This window comes from Bradyrhizobium sp. CIR18 (assembly GCF_014198295.1).
Classification (GTDB): Bacteria; Pseudomonadota; Alphaproteobacteria; order Rhizobiales; family Xanthobacteraceae; genus Bradyrhizobium.
Genome location: NZ_JACIHF010000001.1, coordinates 930,079 through 948,902, shown reverse-complemented (window position 1 = coordinate 948,902; position 18,824 = coordinate 930,079). Strand labels below are relative to the sequence as shown.

19 protein-coding genes are annotated in these 18,824 nt (G+C 66.3%); 8 read left to right on the top strand and 11 right to left on the bottom strand.

Annotation, left to right across the window (positions count from 1 at the left end; all coding sequences use genetic code 11):
- Nucleotide 1: 1 nt before the first annotated feature.
- Nucleotides 2-2,746 (bottom strand): type I DNA topoisomerase, encoded by a 2,745-nt coding sequence (topA, locus tag GGD65_RS04600; protein ID WP_018321114.1) that lies wholly within the window; start codon nt 2,744-2,746, stop codon nt 2-4.
- Between the two features lie 311 nt (nt 2,747-3,057).
- Between topA and GGD65_RS40070 the strand changes: the two genes are divergently transcribed.
- On the top strand, nt 3,058-3,213 hold the full coding sequence (locus GGD65_RS40070) for a hypothetical protein (RefSeq protein WP_240536454.1): 156 nt from the start codon (nt 3,058-3,060) through the stop codon (nt 3,211-3,213).
- Nucleotides 3,214-3,508: 295 nt separating this feature from the next.
- On the opposite strand, the gene GGD65_RS04590 is transcribed toward GGD65_RS40070, so the two are convergent.
- Together GGD65_RS04590 and GGD65_RS04585 are read right to left on the bottom strand one after the other, a co-directional pair.
- A complete protein-coding gene (locus GGD65_RS04590) occupies nt 3,509-4,063 on the bottom strand; it encodes a flavodoxin family protein (RefSeq protein ID WP_092257629.1) in 555 nt (184 codons plus the stop codon).
- A gap of 205 nt (nt 4,064-4,268) precedes the next feature.
- Nucleotides 4,269-4,736 (bottom strand): helix-turn-helix domain-containing protein, encoded by a 468-nt coding sequence (locus tag GGD65_RS04585; protein ID WP_183234498.1) that lies wholly within the window; start codon nt 4,734-4,736, stop codon nt 4,269-4,271.
- 121 nt (nt 4,737-4,857) lie between these two features.
- Between GGD65_RS04585 and GGD65_RS04580 the strand changes: the two genes are divergently transcribed.
- Nucleotides 4,858-5,631: an SDR family oxidoreductase gene (locus tag GGD65_RS04580; protein ID WP_183234497.1), complete on the top strand. Its 774-nt coding sequence runs from the start codon at nt 4,858-4,860 to the stop codon at nt 5,629-5,631.
- 70 nt (nt 5,632-5,701) lie between these two features.
- Here the strand turns inward: GGD65_RS04580 and GGD65_RS04575 are convergent, their stop codons facing one another.
- On the bottom strand, nt 5,702-6,310 hold the full coding sequence (locus GGD65_RS04575) for an FMN-dependent NADH-azoreductase (protein ID WP_092257623.1): 609 nt from the start codon (nt 6,308-6,310) through the stop codon (nt 5,702-5,704).
- Between the two features lie 83 nt (nt 6,311-6,393).
- Here GGD65_RS04575 and GGD65_RS04570 point away from each other — a divergent pair, with 83 nt between their 5' ends.
- Nucleotides 6,394-6,816: a helix-turn-helix domain-containing protein gene (locus GGD65_RS04570; RefSeq protein WP_018321109.1), complete on the top strand. Its 423-nt coding sequence runs from the start codon at nt 6,394-6,396 to the stop codon at nt 6,814-6,816.
- Here GGD65_RS04570 and dprA read toward each other — a convergent pair.
- Nucleotides 6,813-7,955 (bottom strand): DNA-processing protein DprA, encoded by a 1,143-nt coding sequence (gene dprA / locus GGD65_RS04565; RefSeq protein WP_018321108.1) that lies wholly within the window; start codon nt 7,953-7,955, stop codon nt 6,813-6,815. The two genes, GGD65_RS04570 and dprA, sit on opposite strands and share 4 nt — an antisense overlap.
- Nucleotides 7,956-8,046: 91 nt before the next feature.
- On the opposite strand from dprA, the gene GGD65_RS04560 reads away from it, so the two are divergent.
- Complete coding sequence (locus tag GGD65_RS04560) at nt 8,047-9,291, top strand: amidase (RefSeq protein ID WP_183234496.1); 1,245 nt, start codon at nt 8,047-8,049, stop codon at nt 9,289-9,291.
- Here the strand turns inward: GGD65_RS04560 and GGD65_RS04555 are convergent.
- The 4 genes from GGD65_RS04555 to GGD65_RS04540 all read right to left on the bottom strand — a co-directional run bounded on the left by GGD65_RS04555 (nt 9,283) and on the right by GGD65_RS04540 (nt 13,532).
- On the bottom strand, nt 9,283-10,485 hold the full coding sequence (locus GGD65_RS04555) for a patatin-like phospholipase family protein (RefSeq protein WP_183234495.1): 1,203 nt from the start codon (nt 10,483-10,485) through the stop codon (nt 9,283-9,285). The two genes, GGD65_RS04560 and GGD65_RS04555, sit on opposite strands and share 9 nt — an antisense overlap.
- Before the next feature lie 148 nt (nt 10,486-10,633).
- Entirely contained in the window at nt 10,634-11,230 is a 597-nt protein-coding gene (plsY, locus tag GGD65_RS04550; protein WP_092257610.1) for a glycerol-3-phosphate 1-O-acyltransferase PlsY, read from the bottom strand.
- A 47-nt stretch (nt 11,231-11,277) separates the two neighbouring features.
- Nucleotides 11,278-12,579 (bottom strand): dihydroorotase, encoded by a 1,302-nt coding sequence (locus tag GGD65_RS04545; RefSeq protein ID WP_026202486.1) that lies wholly within the window; start codon nt 12,577-12,579, stop codon nt 11,278-11,280.
- A 5-nt stretch (nt 12,580-12,584) separates the two neighbouring features.
- Nucleotides 12,585-13,532: an aspartate carbamoyltransferase catalytic subunit gene (locus GGD65_RS04540; RefSeq protein WP_018321103.1), complete on the bottom strand. Its 948-nt coding sequence runs from the start codon at nt 13,530-13,532 to the stop codon at nt 12,585-12,587.
- 198 nt (nt 13,533-13,730) lie between these two features.
- Here GGD65_RS04540 and GGD65_RS04535 point away from each other — a divergent pair, with 198 nt between their 5' ends.
- Genes GGD65_RS04535 through GGD65_RS04525 form a run of 3 tightly spaced genes read left to right on the top strand, consistent with a single transcriptional unit; the run spans nt 13,731 to nt 16,947 of the window.
- Nucleotides 13,731-14,495, top strand: a complete 765-nt coding sequence (locus tag GGD65_RS04535) for a M15 family metallopeptidase (RefSeq protein ID WP_183234953.1) — start codon at nt 13,731-13,733, stop codon at nt 14,493-14,495.
- Between the two features lie 20 nt (nt 14,496-14,515).
- A complete protein-coding gene (locus tag GGD65_RS04530) occupies nt 14,516-16,159 on the top strand; it encodes an isovaleryl-CoA dehydrogenase (RefSeq protein WP_183234494.1) in 1,644 nt (547 codons plus the stop codon).
- Nucleotides 16,160-16,182: 23 nt separating this feature from the next.
- The gene (locus tag GGD65_RS04525; RefSeq protein ID WP_092257604.1) at nt 16,183-16,947 is read left to right on the top strand and encodes a CPBP family intramembrane glutamic endopeptidase; all 765 of its coding nucleotides are present in this window, start codon (nt 16,183-16,185) and stop codon (nt 16,945-16,947) included.
- On the opposite strand, the gene GGD65_RS04520 is transcribed toward GGD65_RS04525, so the two are convergent.
- Nucleotides 16,944-17,867 carry an AEC family transporter gene (locus GGD65_RS04520; protein WP_183234493.1) on the bottom strand — a complete coding sequence of 308 codons (924 nt, stop codon included), beginning with the start codon at nt 17,865-17,867 and terminating at the stop codon, nt 16,944-16,946. The genes GGD65_RS04525 and GGD65_RS04520 overlap by 4 nt on opposite strands.
- Nucleotides 17,868-17,870: 3 nt before the next feature.
- Nucleotides 17,871-18,356: a Holliday junction resolvase RuvX gene (gene ruvX / locus GGD65_RS04515; RefSeq protein WP_018321099.1), complete on the bottom strand. Its 486-nt coding sequence runs from the start codon at nt 18,354-18,356 to the stop codon at nt 17,871-17,873.
- 45 nt (nt 18,357-18,401) lie between these two features.
- Here ruvX and GGD65_RS04510 point away from each other — a divergent pair, with 45 nt between their 5' ends.
- Entirely contained in the window at nt 18,402-18,614 is a 213-nt protein-coding gene (locus GGD65_RS04510) for a hypothetical protein (RefSeq protein ID WP_091967017.1), read from the top strand.
- Nucleotides 18,615-18,824 lie beyond the last annotated feature (210 nt).

Here is an 18,824-nt window from a genome sequence, read left to right as displayed (position 1 = left end):
CTCAAGTCTTGCCGGCGCTCTTCTTGGCCGGAGCCTTGGGGGCGGCGGCCTTGGTCGGCGACGTTTTTGCGGTCGACGACACGGCTGCGCGCGCCTTGCTGGTGGATTCGGATTTGGTTTTGGCCGCCTTCTTCGCGGCGGCCTTTTTCGGTTTCGGTGCGGCGTCATCGCCGTCCGCAGCCTTCGCCGTAGTCTTCTTGGCCTTGGCCGGCTTCGCCGCCTTCTTCGGCTTCTTGCCGCCGCCTTTGGCTGCGCGCTCGTCGATCAGCGCAATCGCCTGGGCCAGCGTGACGGTGTCCTTTTCGAACTCGGCGGGGATCGTCGCGTTGACGCCGCCCGCAGTGACATAGGCGCCGTAGCGGCCGCTCTTCACGGTGACGGTGCCGAGCGAGGGATGATCGCCGATCGCCTTGCCGGGATCGGCGCCGAACCGGCGGCTCGGGCCCTTGGCGACCTTTTCCGCGATCAGCGTCACCGCGCGGTTGAGGCCGATGTCGAACACTTCGTCGCCGGCTTCCAGGCTGGCATAGGTCTTCTCATGCTTGACGAACGGCCCGAAGCGGCCGAGACCTGCGGTGATCGGCTGGCCGGTCTCCGGATGCTTGCCGATCTCGCGCGGCAGCGACAATAGCTTCAGCGCAAGCTCAAGCTCGACATCGCCTGGCGAGGTGCCCTTCGGAATGCCGGCGCGCTTCGGCTTCTCGCCTTCCTCATAATCCTTCTGCTCGCCGAGCTGGATATAGGGCCCGAAGCGGCCGGCCTTGACCCAGACATCGCGACCCGTCTCGGGATCCTGGCCGAGCGAACGGTCAGCGGTCGCTTCGCCATCGGCGGCGAGCTGACGAGTGTAGCGGCACTCCGGATAATTCGAGCAGCCGACGAAGGCGCCGAACTTGCCGGCCTTGAGATTCAGCCGGCCATTGCCGCAGCTCGGGCACTGCCTGATATCGCCGCCATCCGTGCGGGGCGGATAGATGTGCTGGCCCAGCATCTCGTCGAGCACGTCGAGCACCTGGGCTACGCGCAGATCCTTGATTTCGTCGACGGCGCCGATGAAGCCCGTCCAGAAATCCTTCAGCACCTGCTGCCAGGAGATCTCGTTGTTAGAGATGCGGTCGAGCTGCTCTTCGAGACCGGCCGTAAAATCGTATTCGACGTAGCGGGCGAAGAAGCTCTCGAGGAACGCGATCACGACGCGGCCCTTGTCCTCGCCGTGCAGGCGCTTCTTCTCCAGCTTGACGTAGCCGCGGTCCTTCAGCACCTGCAGGATCGAGGCATAGGTCGAGGGGCGGCCGATGCCGAGCTCTTCCATGCGCTTGACCAGCGAAGCCTCGGAGAAGCGCGGCGGCGGCTCGGTGAAATGCTGCGTGACGGACAGGCTCTGCCGCTTGAGCGCGTCGTTCGGGCTCATCGCGGGCAGGCGGCGGGAATCCTCGTCCTCCTCGTCGTCGCGGCCTTCCTGGTACAGCGCGAGGAAGCCGTCGAACTTGACCACCTGGCCGGTGGCGCGCAGCTCCAGCGTGCGGGAGCCTGCCTTGGCCGTGATGTCGACGGTGGTGCGCTCCAGCTCGGCCGATTCCATCTGGCTCGCGATGGTGCGCTTCCAGATCAGCTCATAAAGCCGCGCCTGATCGGCATCGAGCTTGCGGCTCATGCTGTCGGGGCGGCGCGACATGTCGGTCGGGCGGATCGCTTCGTGCGCTTCCTGGGCGTTCTTGGCCTTGGCTTGGTACTGGCGCGGCGCGTCCGGCACGTAGGCGTTGCCGTAATCCTCGCCGATCACCTTGCGCGCCTGGGTGATCGCCTCGGGGGCGATCTGCACGCCGTCGGTACGCATATAAGTAATGAGTCCGGTGGTCTCGCCGCCGATGTCGATGCCCTCATAAAGGCGCTGGGCGATGCGCATCGTGTGCGCCGGCGCAAAGCCGTATTTGCGGCTGGCTTCCTGCTGCAGCGTCGAGGTGGTGAAGGGCGCCTGCGGATTGCGCCGGGCCGGCTTCGCATCGACGGATGTCACGGTGTAGGCGGCCGTCTCCAGCGCCTTCTTGAAGTCTTCGGCTTCCGCGCCGGTTCCGATGTCGAGGCGCTGGATCTTCTTGCCGTCGGCGCCGACCAGGCGGGCCTCGAACGCATCGCCGCGCGGGGTGAGCAGGGTCGCGATCAGCGACCAATATTCGCGCGCGACGAACTTCTCGATCTCGAGCTCGCGGTCGCAGACGAGGCGCAGCGCCACCGACTGCACGCGGCCGGCGGAGCGGGCGCCCGGCAGCTTGCGCCACAGCACCGGGGAGAGGGTGAAGCCGACCAGATAGTCCAGCGCCCGGCGCGCCATATAGGCGTCGACCAGCGCGCCGTCGATCTGGCGCGGATGCTTCATGGCGTCCGAGACCGCCTGCTTGGTGATGGCGTTGAACACCACCCGCTCGATCTTCTGGTCCTTCAGCGCGCGCTTTTCCTTCAGCACCTCCAGCACGTGCCAGGAGATGGCCTCGCCCTCGCGATCAGGGTCGGTGGCGAGAATCAGGCGGTCGGCGTTCTTCAGGGACTTGGCGATGTCGTTGAGCCGGCCGGCCGCCTTGGGGTCGACCTCCCAGATCATCTTGAAATTGGCGTCGGGATCGACGGAGCCGTTCTTCGCGGGCAGGTCGCGGACATGGCCGAACGAGGCCAGAACCTCATAGGACGAGCCCAAATATTTGTTGATCGTCTTGGCTTTCGCCGGCGACTCCACAATGACGATATTCATGTAGTTCCAGTAACTTACGGGAAAATCTGAGGCCGAAAACGAAAGGACTCGGGTCGGCCGTTTCGCCCCGAACATGGGTGGTGAGGCCCTCGCTGTCAAATCGAGGGCTGTTGAAAGCCGCCCGGATGGGAAAAGTTTCATATCGAGAAAGTTGCAAAATACCACCTTGGAGTTGCGATCGCTATCGGCGTAATGTTTCCGCGGGGCATGGATTCGGGTGGGGTCTGGTGACTAGGCCGGGAAAGAAACGGGCGCGCGCCGCATCAGGCGCGCCGGGAGGCTCGCGTCACGAGGAACCGGGGGAGGGCGGCGTGGACGAGGCCGTCGCCTTCATCGCCGAGCAGGTCGGGGCCTTGCGCAAGCTCGCCGAGCGCCACAAGCTCGACGTGCTGCATTATCTCCTGGGCATGACCAAGCTCGAGGCCGACGAGCATGTGAGGCTGCGGAGCAAGCGCAAGCTGTCGTGAGGGGGGCAGCCAACGTCAGCCCGTCATCCTGAGGCGCGAGTGGCGCGATGCAAGGCATCGCGCCGGGAGCCTCGAAGGATGCACGGCCGAGGTGTCAGCCGGGCCGTCGTCCTTCGAGGCTCGCCGAAGAGGCGAGCACCTCAGGGTGACGGTGCGAGATATGGGCGCCGTTCTATCCCCGTCATTTGCGAGCGCAGCGACTTGTCCGCCGAAGCCTTGGCGAAGGCGGAAGCAATCCAGAGTCTTTCCGCGGCGGCAGTCTGGATTGCTTCGCCGTGCTCAATGGACGGTGAGGTTAGCCGTTGCGGCTGGCCATTGTCACCAATCGCTGGCCGAGATATTCGGCCGTGCTGACGTCGCTTTGGGGTAACAAGCCGCCAACCAAGTGTGTGGCCAAGCCAAGTTGGCTGCCCAACCGATTCCGGCCGCTCGGATCCTCCCCGCCCGGAATATCCAGCCCGCACCAGAGCATGCCGTGCTGCGCAGCCAGAATGGAGAAGTAGGTCAAGGTGTGGAGTTGATCGCCCCCCGCGAGAGCCCCCGTGGTGAAGCCAGCTGCGAACTTGTTGGCCCATCGCTGCTGGGTCCACCGGTCGCTTGAGGCGTCTGCGAAGGCTTTGAATTGCGCCGCTGCTCCGCCCATGTAGGTCGGGCTGCCAAATGCGACCGCGCTGGCGCGGTCGATCGTGTTCAATAAGCTCTCATTCTGGAAGCGGCCCGACACGATATCGTCACCTGTGATGCGACAAAGCGCGACGTGCGCTATGCCATCCGCTCCGCGCGCCACTGCATGCGCCAGCGTCTCAGTGGTGCCGGAGATGGAAAAATAGACGATGGCGAGCAGGGGCATGGGATGACGCTTTGGGATGCCTAGCCATCTTTGACGTTGCCGAGACTTTGCACAAGTCCCGCCACCCCGTCATTGCGAGCGCAGCGACTTGTCCGCCGACGCCTTGGCGAAGGCGGAAGCAATCCAGAGTCTTTCCGCGGCGGCAGTCTGGATTGCTTCGTCGCAAGGGTTCCTCGCATTGACGGTGTGGCGAGAGCCGGGCTCGTCACGCCGACCGCCGTCGCGACGCCGGCCGTGGCTTCAGAGTCGTATCCGCCGGGCTAAGCAGCCGGCCATCCTCCGCGCGCATTTCCAGCTTCTTCACCGGGCGGCCCTTGGCGCGATCCACCAAAATGGTCGCGATCTCCTCAGGCGCGTCGTCGAACTCCTCGCTCCATTGCCTGAGCGCCACCAGGATCGGGAAGGTGCCGCGGCCCTTCGGCGTCAGCACATATTCCTGGTAGGCGCTGCCGTCGGAGGCGGGGGCGGTTGCCAGGATGCCGTGGTCGACCAGCGCGCGCAGCCGGACCGACAAAATATTCTTGGCCATGCCGAGCTTGCTCTGGAATTCGCCGAAGCGGCGCAGTCCGAACAGCGCCTCGCGGATGATCAGCAGCGACCACCAATCGCCGAGCGCGTCCAGCGACCTCGCGATTGGGCAGGCATCGCCCTCGAAGCTGGTTCGTTTCACCATCGTTCCGGTCTTGTCGCGTTCGCACGATCGGTGTGCCGATCACGCGCTTGTGTGGTTGCATGATAAAACCATGTGCCCTAGATGGCAACTTAGTTTTATGATGCAACCACTGGAGGCGAACGTGAGACTGAAGAACAAGACGGCCCTGATCACCGGCGGCAACAGCGGCATTGGCCTTGCGACCGCAAAACTGTTCGTGGCCGAAGGCGCCAAGGTGGTGATCACCGGACGCAACAAACAGACGCTGGAGGCGGCGGCCAAGGAGCTCGGGCCGAACGCCCTCGCGCTCGTCGCGGACGCCACCGACATCGCCGCGACGGAAGCTGCGATCAAGCAGGGCGCCGAGAAGTTCGGCAAGTTTGACATCGTGTTCGCCAACGCCGGCATCGCCGGCGGCACGCCGCTCGGCTCGGCCACGCTCGAGGTCTTCGAGAAGGTCATCAGCACGAACCTGACAAGCGTATTCTTCACGGTGCAGGCGGCACTGCCTTATCTCAGCGACAATGCCTCGATCATCCTCAACGGCTCGGTGATCTCAGTCCTCGGCATTCCCGGCTACTCGGCTTACGGCGCCGCGAAGGCCGGCGTGCGCGCGATGGCGCGGATCATGGCCTCGGAGCTGTCGCCGCGCGGCATCCGCGTCAACGTGGTCGCCCCCGGCGCGACCCGCACGCCGATCTGGGGACCTGCAACGGCAACACCGGAAGCCGAGAAGGCGTTCGAGAAGCGGATCGCGCTGTCGACGCCTCTGGGGCGCATCGGTGAAACCGATCACGTTGCGAAGACGGTGCTGTTCCTCGCCTCCGATGATTCCGCGCACGTACAGGGCCAGGAGATCTTCGTCGACGGCGGCGCGGTGGCCTCGCCGAGCGGCGCGCCGATCTATCGCGGTTGATCGCTCCTCCGAGCTTAAGTCGTCCGGCGCAGATCGTGTGTTGCGCCGGACGGTTCTGCGCTCGCGAGGACTATGCCGCGCGCAGGCTGGTGGCTGCCTGAAGGGCGCCGGCCAGCGACTTCTCGCGGTGGTCCGGGCCGACCTGGACTCCGTCGGCCGGAATGAATTCGACGCCGGTGATGCCCATGAAGCCGAACACCCAGCGCAGATAGGTTTCGAGATGCTCGCCGGCCGCATACGGCGTCTCCGCGCCATAATAGCCGCCGCGCGAGATCGCCACGATCACGCGCTTGCCCCCGGCGAGCCCCTCGGGCCCGGCCGCGCCGTATTTGAAAGTCTTCCCCACCACCAGGATGCGATCGATCCAGGCCTTGAGCTGGCTGGGAATGGTGAAGTTGTACATGGGCGCGCCGATCACGACGATGTCAGCGGCCAGGAACTCATCCAGCGCAGCTGCGCTCGCGGCGAGGTCGGGTCCGAGTTCCGCCGGCGCGGGCGCGCCTTGCGCGGCGGCGAGGTGCGATCCCGAGAGGTGGGCCAGCGGGGTCTGGGTCAGGTCGCGATAAGTGATGTCCAGTGAGGGCGTCGCCTGCCGGAGCCGGTCGACGATGGCGGCAGAGACCTGCCTGGAGACGGAGTGGGGGCCGAGCACGCTGGAGTCGAGATGAAGCAGTTTCATTTGGGGTCACCCTGGTATAAGTTTGTAACCAGAGCTACATGAGTGACTATCGAAAACCTCGCAAGAACGCACTTTTTTGAGCCATGGGCACATCTTTGAAACCTAAGAACACCGGTTTTCCTGCGACGCCGAGGCCCGATCCAATGCCGCATCCCGACCATGCGGACTGCCGTGGGGTCGCCTCCGTGCTTTCTCGCGTCGGTGACAAATGGAGCGTGTTCGTCATCATGATGCTGAGCGACGGGCCGAAGCGCTTCAACGAGCTGAAGCGCATGATCAACGGCATCTCGCAGCGCATGCTGACATTGACGCTGCGGGGGCTGGAGCGCGACGGCCTCGTTACGCGCACGATCTTCCCCACCATCCCGCCGCGGGTCGACTATGAGTTGACCGATCTCGGCCGTGGTCTCCAACAGCCGGTGAAGGCGCTCGGCGAGTGGGCGATCGCGCATCAGCAGCAGATCGCGGCGGCGCGGACGAAGTTCGACGAGCGCAACGAGAGCTAAAGCAGCGACACCAGCCCGCCGCCGTGACGCTCCAGCTTGCCGGCGAGCTCGAGCTCCAGCAGCACGGTGCGCACGATCGCAGGTGAGGCGCCGCACATCCGCACGAGATCGTCGATCGAGATCGGGGTGGGGCCGAGCAGGCCGGTGATCTGGTTGCGGTCATGGCTTTGCGGATCGCTCTCGAACGGCTCGCTGTCGGGCTCGCTGACGGGGTGCATCAGCGGCCGCTCCATGATCGGTGCAACCGCGTTGATGATGTCGGAAGCTTCCGTGACGAGGGTCGCGCCCTGCTTGATCAGATCATTGGCGCCGGCGGCACGCGGATCGAGTGGCGAGCCCGGCACCGCGAACACCTCGCGGCCCTGTTCGGCCGCCATGCGCGCGGTGATCAGCGAGCCCGAGCGGTGCGCCGCTTCCACCACGACGACGCCGAGCGAGGCGCCCGAGATCAGGCGGTTGCGGCGGGGAAAGTCGCGGGCGCGCGGCTCGTGGCCGAGTGGCATCTCGGAAATCGCAGCGCCGGCGTGGTCGAGGATCGCTGCGAGCAGGTCGCCATGCTCGGGCGGATAGATGCAATCATGTCCACCGGCGAGCACCGCGATCGTGCCGCTTGCGACGCTGGCGCGATGGGCGGCCTGATCGACGCCGCGGGCGAGCCCTGAGATGACGATGAATCCGGCTTCGCCGAGCTCGCGCGCCAGCAGGCCTGCGAATTTCAGCCCGGCGCCGGAGGCGTTGCGCGAGCCGACGATGGCGATCATCGGCCGCATCAAGGTCTTCGTATCGCCGCGCACCGCGAGCAGCGGCGGCGCATCGTCGATCATCGCCAGCCGGGCCGGATAGCCGTCCTCGCCGGGTGCGCGCCAGGCGATGCCGAATTTGCGGCTGGCGGCGAGCTCGGCCTTGGCCTCGTCCGCGCTATAGATGCGCCCAGACCGCTGCGCGCCGCCGCGGCGCGCCAGATCAGGCAGCCGCTCCAGTGCGGCGCGCGGGCTGCCGAAATGATCGACCAGCGAACGGAAGGTGCGCGGTCCGACATTGTCGGAGCGGATCAGCCGCATGCGGTCGATCCGCTCAGCTTCGGTCAGCTCCACGCTCGGATTGATGGCGTCCACGGCGTCTCCTTGTGGCCGCAGCATGGAACAACCTGAGGGCGTTGCGCAACAGCGGCGTGCGCTTGCGTGGCCTCGCCCCGATGCTAAAAGCGATCCCAATAAGAAGGGTATTGCCATGATCTCACTCGCCGACCTCCAGCGCCGCATCGAAGCGGGCGAGCTCTCGCCCGATGCCGCCATCGCCCAGTCGCATGCGGCGATCGAGGCCAAAGAGAAGGACGTTCGCGCCTTCGTCCGCCACGACAAATCCGCGAAGGCGCAGGCCTCCGGCCCGCTGCGGGGCATCGCGGTCGGCATCAAGGACATCATCGACACCGCCAATATGCCGACCGAGATGGGCTCGGAGATCTATCGCGGCTGGCAGCCGCGCAGCGATGCGCCTGTTGTCATGATGCTGAAGCGGGCAGGCGCCACCATCATCGGCAAGACCACGACCACGGCATTCGCGTCGCGCGATCCCACCCCGACGCTCAATCCGCATAATCTCGGCCATTCGCCGGGCGGCTCGTCCTCGGGCTCGGCGGCGGCGGTCGGTGCCGGCATGATCCCGCTGGCACTGGGCACCCAGACCGGCGGCTCGGTGATCCGGCCCGCGGCCTATTGCGGGACTGCCGCGATCAAGCCGTCGTTCCGCATGCTGCCGACGGTTGGCGTGAAGTGCTATTCGTGGGCGCTCGACACGGTCGGCCTGTTCGGCGCGCGTGCGGAGGATCTTGCGCGCGGACTTTTGGCGATGACGGGCCGCACCGAGTTTTCCGGCATCGTCCCGGCCAAGGCGCCACGCATTGCCGTCGTCCGGCAGGAATTTGCCGGTGCTGTGGAGCCGGCGGCCGAAGAAGGCTTGCAGGCCGCGATCAAGGCGGCGGAGCGCGCCGGTGCCAGCGTGCAGGCCATTGATCTGCCCGAGGCGGTGCGGGAGGCCTGGCGCATCCATCCCATCGTCCAGGATTTCGAGGCGCATCGCGCGCTGGCCTGGGAGTTTTCGGAGCGTCACGACGAGATCGCGCCGATGCTGCGGGCAAGCCTCGATGCCACCGCCCATCTGACGCCGAGGGACTATGACGAGGCACGCCGGATCAGCCGTCGTGGCCGCCGCGAGCTCGGCGAATTGTTCGAGGGCGTCGACGTGCTCTTGACCTATTCGGCGCCCGGCACGGCACCGGCCAAGGAGCTCGCGACGACAGGCGATCCTCGCTACAACCGGCTGTGGACGCTGATGGGCAATCCTTGCGTCAACGTGCCGGTGCTGAAGGCGGGCGGCCTGCCGATCGGCGTGCAGGTGATCGCGCGCTTCGGCAACGATCCGGTCGCACTCGCGGCGGCATGGTTCCTGGAGAACGCGCTGGCGAAGTCAGGCTAGCGCGGGTTCGGACGCGACAAGGGACTGTGCGGGCGCAGAGAGCGGTGCGCCGATCTTTGCATCTTGCCCGAGCCAGCGCTCTGCGGCTGCGCGACCGCTTCGGTGCAGCAGGCGAATGAAGCCGCGGCCGAGATCGGCGGACGAACGTTGTGCCAGGCCGTCAACGGAATCTTCCGCCGCGATCCTGGTGAGGCGCAGCGACGGCGCGGCACGCGCTTGCGCCCATTCGATCGCCGCGATCTCGGCATTGAGGGCGGCGTTGGCCGCGATCTGGTCCAGCCGGCGATCGATCGCGGCAAGCGTGATCGGCACGTAGCTGTCGCGCGCCGGCGTGATCTGAACGAGCAGGACATCGGACGTCGTCGTGTCCTGCGCCAGCCGCAGCAAGGGCGGGTTGCCGCCAAAGCCGCCGTCCCAATAGGCTTCGCCCTCGATCTCGACGGCGCAGTGAACCAGGGGCGGACAGGTCGAGGCCAGCGCGACGTCGGCGGTGATGGCGTCGTTGCGGAAGATGTGCTGCTGCCCGTCGCGGATCCGTGTCGCCGCGATCAAGAGCTTCGGGCAGTCCGGATTGAGCAGCGCGGCGAAATTGATGTCGCGCGACAGCGCCTGTCGCAGCGGATCGAGATCGAAAGGATCGAACTGGCCGGAGCGCAGCGTCGGACCGAACGCGACCGAGCTTCCCGCCGGCGAGAAGCCACCGACCAGCATCAGCGAGCGGAACGAGGCCTCGTGCAGCAGGCGGAGCCAGAACCGGCTCAGTCGTGCCCGTGCCGCTTCGCGGCCGCCTTCGGCAAGGCCGGAGGCGAGCAGGAGCGCATTGATGGCGCCGGCACTGGCGCCGCTGATGGTGTCGATCTCGATCGGCTCTTCCAGCAGCCGCTCCAGCACGCCCCAGGTGAAGGCGGCAAAGGTGCCGCCGCCCTGCAGCGCCAGCGAGAGCTTTCGCGGCGGCCAGGGGGTGGCGCGAGCCTGCGCCGATGCAACCTGGGCAGCCGCAGGTCGGACCTCGACTACAACAGGAGCGGGAGCGACGGGGGCAGGTGGCGGAGCCGGCGGCGAAACGGCAGTGAGCTTTGGCGCAGGCGGCGGTGCGGGCGCATCGGACCAGATGCTGGTCATCGACAGCAGTCGGCTTGCCGCAGTGCCCTGCGAGCTACCGTCATCGTGCGTGCCGTCAATCTTCTCGCTCATTCTGAGCAACCGTGTAACGCCATTTGCTCTGTCAGGATGACAGGCATGGAACCCGTTCGCTACGGCTGGCTGCGGGTCGGCGGCGAGTTGCGAACAGGATTTGACATATAATGCAGAAGGTCGCTTCGATATCCGTAGATGTCCGGCTTCAAGCCTTCTCGCCGATCCGGCTCTCCTTGCCGGTCTGCAAGCGCTTGATGTTCTCGCGGTGCGCGTAGAACAGCAGCAGCGTCAGCAGTGCCGTCAGCGCCGACAAGGCGAGATGCCCGAACCACCACAGGAACATCGGCGTGACGAACGCCGCCACCAGCGCGGAGAGCGAGGAGTAGCGGGTGGTGAAGGCGGTCGCCAGCCAGATCAGGCAGAACACGACGGCGCCGGGCCAGAACAGGCCGATCAGGATGCCGATATAAACGGCCACGCCCTTGCCGCCCCGGAACTTGAGCCAGACCGGGAACAGATGGCCGAGGAACGCGCCGAGCCCGGCGACCATGGCGGCATTGGGTCCTGCGATGTAGCCGGCGATCACCACGGCCACGGTGCCCTTGAGGGCGTCGAACAGCAGGGTGCCTGCGGCAAGGCTCTTGCGTCCCGTGCGCAGCACATTGGTGGCGCCGATGCTGCCGGAGCCGATCGAGCGAATATCCTGGGTGCCGGCGAGCCGGGTCAGGACCAGCCCGAACGGGATCGAGCCGAGGAGGTAGCCGATGACGAAGGCCACCGGCAAAAATGCTTCAAGCCCCATGGCGGCAGCTCCAAAGGCCCGACTTTCGAGCCGAACGATTGCACAGGTCAGACATGCTCGTAAACCGTGCGTCCGCCGACAATGGTGCGCACCACGCGGCCTGTAAAGCGGGCCTCGTCGAACGGAGTGTTCTTGCAGGGCGATTTGAGGTCGGCGGGATCGACCACCCAGGGCACGTCGGGATCGATCACGATGACGTCGGCCGGGCTGCCTGCGCGCAGGGTTCCGCCGGGCAGGCCGAGCAATTCGGCCGGCCGGGTCGACATCGCGCGGATCAGCGTCTTCAGTTCCATCTCGCCATTATGCACGAGGCGGAGGCCGGCGGGCAGCATGGTCTCGAGTCCAACGGCGCCGGGAGCGGCTTCGGCGAACGGCAGGCGCTTGACCTCGACGTCCTGCGGATTGTGGTCGGACATGATGACGTCGAGGAGGCCGGAGGCGATCGCGGCCACCAGCGCGCGGCGGTCGTCCTCGGTCCGCAACGGCGGCGACAGTTTCAGGAATGAACGGTAGGGGCCGATGTCGTTCTCGTTCAGCGCAAGATGGTTGATCGAGACCGAGGCGCTGACGGCGAGCCCGGCGTCGCGCGCGCGCTGAAGGATCTCGAGCGAGTCGATGCAGGTCAGCGAGGCCGCGTGATAGCGGCCGCCGGTCAAGGCCACGAGGCGCATGTCGCGTTCGAGGATCACGGCCTCGGCGGCATTCGGGATGCCCATCAGGCCGAGCCGCGATGCGAACTCGCCCTCGTTCATCACGCCTTCGCCGACGAGATCGGGGTCCTCGGTGTAGTGGACGATCAGCGCGTCGAAATCGCGGGCGTAGGTCAGCGCGCGGCGCATCACCTGCGCATTGGTCACGCTTCTGACGCCATCGCTGAAGGCGACGGCGCCCGCGGCCTTGAGCAGACCGAACTCGGTCATCTCATCGCCGTGCATGCCCTTTGTGAGCGCCGCCATCGGCTGGATGTTGACGATCGCGGTGTCGCGGGCGCGGCGCATCACGAAGTCGACGGTCGCCGAATTATCGATCACCGGAGAGGTGTCGGGCTGGCAGATGATGGTGGTGATGCCGCCGGTCGCGGCCGCCTGGCTCGCGGTGGCAAAGGTCTCGCGATGGCTGAAGCCGGGCTCGCCGACGAAGGCGCGCATGTCGATCAGGCCGGGCGCGACGATCTTGCCGGAGCAGTTGACGATGTCGGTGCCTTCGGGGACGCCGGCCGCGCCGATGCCGCGGCGGGTCTCGCGGATGGCGCCGTCGGCGATCAGGACGTCGCCGACACCGTCGAAATCCCGGGAGGGATCGACGACGCGGGCGTTGGCGAGCAGGATGGGGCGGCGATCGGTCAACATCGGCATCACGCGTTCGGCAGGTTACGGGCGAGCGCTTCCAGCACGGCCATGCGCACGGCCACCCCCATCTCCACCTGTTCGCGGATCAGGGACTGCGCGCCGTCGGCCACAATCGAGTCGATCTCCACGCCGCGGTTCATGGGGCCCGGATGCATCACGAGTGCGTCCGGCTTGGCGTAGGCGAGCTTCTTCTGGTCGAGCCCGAAATAGTTGAAGTACTCGCTGGAGGACGGCACGAAGGAGCCGTTCATGCGCTCGCGCTGCAGCCGCAGCATCATGACGATGTCGGCGCCGTTGAGCCCCTCGCGCATGTCGCGCGCGACCTCGACGCCCATCCGCTCGATGCCCGGCGGCAGCAACGTGGTGGGGCCGACCACGCGGACGCGGGCGCCCATCGTGTTGAGCAGGATGATGTTCGAGCGGGCGACGCGCGAATGCAGAACATCGCCGCAGATCGCGACCACGAGCCCCTCGATCCGGCCCTTGTTGCGGCGGATGGTGAGCGCGTCGAGCAGGGCCTGGGTCGGATGCTCATGGGCGCCGTCGCCGGCATTGATCACGGAACCGTCAACCTTGCGCGCCAGCAGTTCCACCGCGCCGGAGGCGTGATGGCGCATCACCAGGATATCCGGGTGCATCGCGTTCAGCGTCATCGCGGTGTCGATCAGCGTCTCGCCCTTCTTCATGGACGAGGAGGAGACCGACATGTTCATGACGTCGGCACCGAGCCGCTTGCCCGCAAGCTCGAACGAGGATTGGGTCCGGGTGGAGGCCTCGAAGAAGAGGTTCACCTGCGTCCGTCCCCGCAGGACGGTGCGCTTCTTGTCAACCTGCCGGTTGAGCTCGACATATTCTTCGGACAGGTCGAGGAGGCCGGTGATGTCGGCCGCGGAAAGGCCCTCGATGCCCAGCAAGTGCCGGTGGCCGAGGACGAAGGTCGATTTCGATGTCATTAAAACGAGAGCTATAGGCGCGGATGGATGGGGGGGCAAGGGGCAAAGCCGGGGCGGTGAGTTATCCCCTGATCTGTCGGTCCCGACGCTGCGGCGTGGCCTCGACGTCATGCCCGGGCTTGTCCCGGGCATCCACGTTCTTCTATCGCATTTGACGCAAAAAGAACGTGGATGGCCGGGATAAACCCGGCCATGACGATGTGGGGGCATTTCGTGAAAACAATCCTGACTGTGCTCTTGGCTGCAGCAACAATCAGCGCGGCCCACGCCCAATCGCTCCCCGGCGGCTTCGTCTATCTGCGTGACATCGTTCCCGGCATCATCCAGGACATCCGCTACGCCACCGCGAACAATTTCGTCGGCCGGCCGCTCGCCGGCTACAACGCCGGCGAGTGCGTGGTGAAGCGCGAAGTCGGGCTGCGGCTCAAGGCGGTGCAGCAGGAGCTGGCGGCGCAAGACCTCTCGCTCAAGATGTTCGACTGCTACCGGCCGGCGCGGGCCTCGCTCGACATGGTCAAGTGGTCGCAGAACGGTCACGAGAGCGCCGCCGAGCGGCGCTACAATCCCAAAATTCCCAAGACCGAGCTGTTCCGCCTCGGCTACATCGCGAGCCGGTCGCAGCATTCGACGGGCGCCGCGCTCGATCTCACTTTGGTCGATCTGAAGGCTGACAACTCCGCCAAATACGACCCATCAAGAGCCTATGCGGATTGCACCGCGCCGGTCGAAGCGCGCGCGCCGGAAGGCAGCGTCGACATGGGCACCGGCTACGACTGTACCGATGCGAAGGGCCATACCGCGGCACCGGCGATTACGTCCGAGCAGCGCATCTGGCGCAGGCGGCTGGTGGCTGCGATGGCCAGGCAAGGCTTTGTGAACTATTCGAAGGAGTGGTGGCATTTTTCCCTGCCGGGGGCCGGCGGGGCGGCCTATGATTTCCCGATCCAGCCGCGCCGGAACTGATTCCGCGCCGAGGAAGCACCATGACCCAGCCGAGCTTCGCGACCCACGAGGTCTTCAACCAGTCGCCGCCGTTCGAGGATGTCGACCTGTTCGCCGCGGATCGGCCGCTGGTCGATGCGGTGAAGGCCAATGGCGGTGCGGCGGCGGAACGCGAGCTGTCCGAGTTTGGCAAGCAGTGGGGCTCGGCCGCGATGGCCGATCGCGGGCGTGTCGCGAACGAGAATACGCCGAAGCTGCGCAGCTTCGACGCAAAAGGCAACCGCCGCGACCAGGTCGAGTTTCACCCGGCCTATCACGAGCTGATGGCGCACAGCGCCCATGCCGGCGTGCACAATTCGACCTGGACGGCAGACGGAAAGCCGGCGGGCGATGCCGCCGAGGTCATCCGCGCGGCGAAATTCTACATGGCCGCACAGGTCGAGACCGGCCATCTCTGTCCGATCACGATGACGCGCGCCTCGGTCGGCGCGTTGGCGATGCAGCCGGACCTGCTCGGCAGGGTGATGCCGGTGCTGTCGACCCGGAGCTACGACCCGAGCTTTGCGCCGTGGTGGCAGAAGCGCGGCATGACGCTCGGCATGGGCATGACCGAGAAGCAGGGCGGCACCGACGTGCGTGCCAACATGACGCGCGCGGTGCGCGAGGGCGAGGCCTACCGCATCACCGGCCACAAATGGTTCATGTCGGCGCCGATGTGCGATGCCTTCCTGGTACTGGCGCAGGCGAACAGCGGGCTGACCTGCTTCTTCATGCCGCGCTTCGCGCCGGATGGTTCGGTGAATGCGATCCAGTTCCAGCGGTTGAAGGACAAGCTCGGCAATCGCTCCAATGCCTCGTCCGAGGTCGAGTTCGTCGGTGCCTATGCGGAGCGGGTCGGCGAGGAAGGCAAGGGCATCCGCACCATCATCCAGATGGTGCAGCTGACGCGGCAGGATTGCGCGATCGCCTCCGTCGGCCTGATGCGCTCGGGGCTTGCGCATGCGCTGCATCACGCCCGACACCGCAGCGTGTTCCAGAAACATCTCGCCGATCAGCCGCTGATGCAGGCCGTGCTGTCGGACATGGCGCTGCATGTCGAGGCGAGCACGGCCCTGGTCATGCGGCTCTGCCGCGCCTTCGACCGCACGCCGCACGATGCGGCGGAGGCCGCGTATATGCGGCTCTTGACGCCCGCGATCAAATACTGGACCTGCAAGAGTGCGCCGCCGTTCCTCTATGAGTCCATGGAATGCCTCGGCGGCAACGGCTATGTCGAGGACGGCATTCTGGCGCGGCACTACCGGGAGTCGCCGGTCAACGCGATCTGGGAGGGCTCGGGCAATGTGATGTGCCTCGACGTGCTCCGCGCGCTCTCGCGCGAGCCGGAGCCGGCGACGGCTGTGCTGCAATCGCTTGCGGCCGAGACGAAGGGCTTGCCCGGGGCAGGAGACGCGGCCGCGTTCATCGGCAAGACTTTCCGCCGCGCCGATGGCGAGCGCGTCGCGCGTCTCGCCGTCGAGAAGCTGGCGCTGCTGGCCGCTGCTGCGGCATTGAACGGCGTGTCGCCGCGTAATGCCGAACTGTTCGCGAGCACACGCCTTGCGGCCAATCACGCCAGCATGTACGGCGCCGTCGAGCTGGAGAGCGGCGAGGCCCGCGCGCTGCTGGAGCGGGCGCTGCCGTGAGTCTTCCCAACGAAAGCCTTCTGATGGACTCCCTCAATCCCGACCATCCGCCGCTGACTATGACGCCAGCGCCGCCGCGCGTCTGGATGTTCTGGGGCACCGCGTTGTGGGGCCTTTTTATCTTCGCCGCGATGTTCGTCGGGCAGATCGGCGCCGTCGTCCTGCTGGTGGCGCAGCGTGGTCTTCCCATGGACTTCGCCTCGCTCCAGGCGGTCGGCCACGATCCGCAGGCGCTCGCGCTGTCGGTCATCATGGGCCTGCCGGCGACGCTTTTGGCGGTGTGGCTCGCCATTGCCATCAAGAAAGCCTCCTTCGTCGACTATCTCGCGCTGCATTGGCCGTCCTGGAAGCAGCTCCTGTTCGGTGCGGTCGGCCTCATCCTGCTGGTGCTGGTCTGGGAGACGATGTCGCGTGCGCTCGGCCGCGAGGCGACGCCGGGCTTCATGACTGATCTGTTGAAATCGGGCCGCGACAAGGGCGCGGCGCTGTTGCTGCTATTCGCCTTCAGCGTGGCTGCGCCGATGTCGGAAGAGATCCTGGCGCGCGGCTTCCTCTATCGCGGCTGGTCGGCGAGCTTCTTGCGCGTGCCGGGCGCGATCCTGCTGTCGTCGCTGGTCTGGACCATCGTGCACCTGCAATACGACATGTACTTCCTCGCCGAAGTCTTCACCATCGGCCTGTGGTTCGGCTATATGCGCTATCGGGCGAATTCGCTCTGGCTCACCATCGTGCTGCACGCGCTGAACAATCTGACCGCGGTGGTGCTGACGATGTGGCTGGGGAGCTAAGCCGCCAGCGCGATCGCGACCGGCATCGTGATGGCCGCCAGAATCGTCTGCAGCGTGATGATCTGCGCCAGCAACGGCGCGTCGCCGCCCATCTGGCGCGCCATCACATAGGCGCTGGACGAGGTCGGCACCGCCGCGCAGATCGCCACGATCGCGCGGCTGTCGCCTGATAGCCCGAACCAGAGGGCCAGCGCCAGCGCCAGCGCAGGCATCAGCGCGAGCTTGAAGACGACGCCGATGGCCGCGGCCAGGCTTGGACGCAAGAGGCCTTCGAGATGCAGGCCCGCGCCGGTGACGAGCAGGCCGATCGCGAGCGAGGAGCGGCTGAGCGCGTCCGCCACGTCGTGCCAGAGTTTTGGCAACGGCAGGTGGGTGACATTGACGAAGAGCCCGATCGCGCAGGCCCAGATCAGCGGATTGCGGATCACCGTCATGACGATCGTGCCTGCGGACTGCTTCTCGGGCGCGGCGTAATGAGCGAGCACCACGACGCTCAATACGTTGACGAGGGGAATGATCGCGACCATCGCCACGGAGGCGAGCGCCAGCCCGACATCGCCGAACATGTTGGCGGCGACCGACAGCCCGACGAAGGTCTGCCAGCGCGTCGCGCCCTGGAAGATCGAGGTGAAGGCGGGGCCGTCGATATCGAGCCGGGCCAGGGCAGGGCGCAGCGCGAGGCAGAGCAGCGACATCGCCAGTGCCGACAGCAGCAGCGCACCGCCGACGCCGGCGACCGGCACCTTGGAGAGGTCGGCCTTCACCAGCGTCTGGATCAGCAGCATCGGAAACAGCACGAAATAGGTCAGTCGCTCCAGCCCGTGCCATTGCGTGTCGAGCCGCATCAGGCTGCGCTTCAGCACGATTCCGAGCACGATGAGGATGAAGACCGGCAGCAGCGCCGCGATCACGACGGCCATCGGTCAGGCGGTCCCTGGACGCAGATTGGCGAGGCGGTCGAGCGCGCCCTGCAGGATGAAGATCGCGGCGTGCTCGTCGATCACCTCGGCGCGCTTGGCGCGGCTGACGTCCATGCCGATCAGCTCGCGTTCGACGGCCGCGGTCGAGAGGCGCTCGTCCCACAGGCCGATGGGGAGGGCGGTCAGGCCGGCGAGATTGCGGGCGAAGGCGCGGGTAGATTGAGCGCGCGGACCCTCGCTGCCGTCCATGTTGATGGGCAGGCCGAGCACGAAGCCGACCACTCTGCGCTCGGCCGCGATCGCGAGCAGCCGGGCGGCGTCCTGCTTGAACTGCTTGCGCTGGATCGTCTCGACGCCGGTCGCAAGCCGCCGGTCCGGGTCGGACACCGCAACGCCGATGGTCTTGGTGCCGAGGTCGAGCCCGACCAGCGCGCCGCGGGCGGGCCAGTGGGTTGCAGCATCGATGAGGGGCAGGATAAGAGCCGGCATGCGTAGCGCATATCATGCGTCGCGCCGCGGAGTGAACCCGGAACAATGGACGCGCTGACATTATTCGGCCTGTTCGCCGTCACGGCGATGCTGGTCACTTACGCCCTGGAAGATCGCAGCCATTGGTTCGTGCTGCTGTTCGCCGCGTCCTGCGCGCTCGGCTCGGCCTACGGCTTTCTCCAGGGCGCCTGGCCGTTCGGCCTGGTCGAAGCGATCTGGGCCGTCGTGGCGCTGCGGCGGTGGCAGCTGAAGCCGTAGATGATCCAGCGGCAGCAAGCAGCGCGCGAAATCGTGATGCGCGGGCGCTTCGATCAAATGTGGGAAATCTCACACTGGTGACATTGCAGACCATGGCATGATGCCGGTGGTTGCGTGGCAGGAGATGTACAGGTCTAAAGTAGTGTGGGGCGGAGCCCCGATTTCCAGAACGATCGGCAGCGATCGGCCATCCGGCCCGCGCTGCAACTT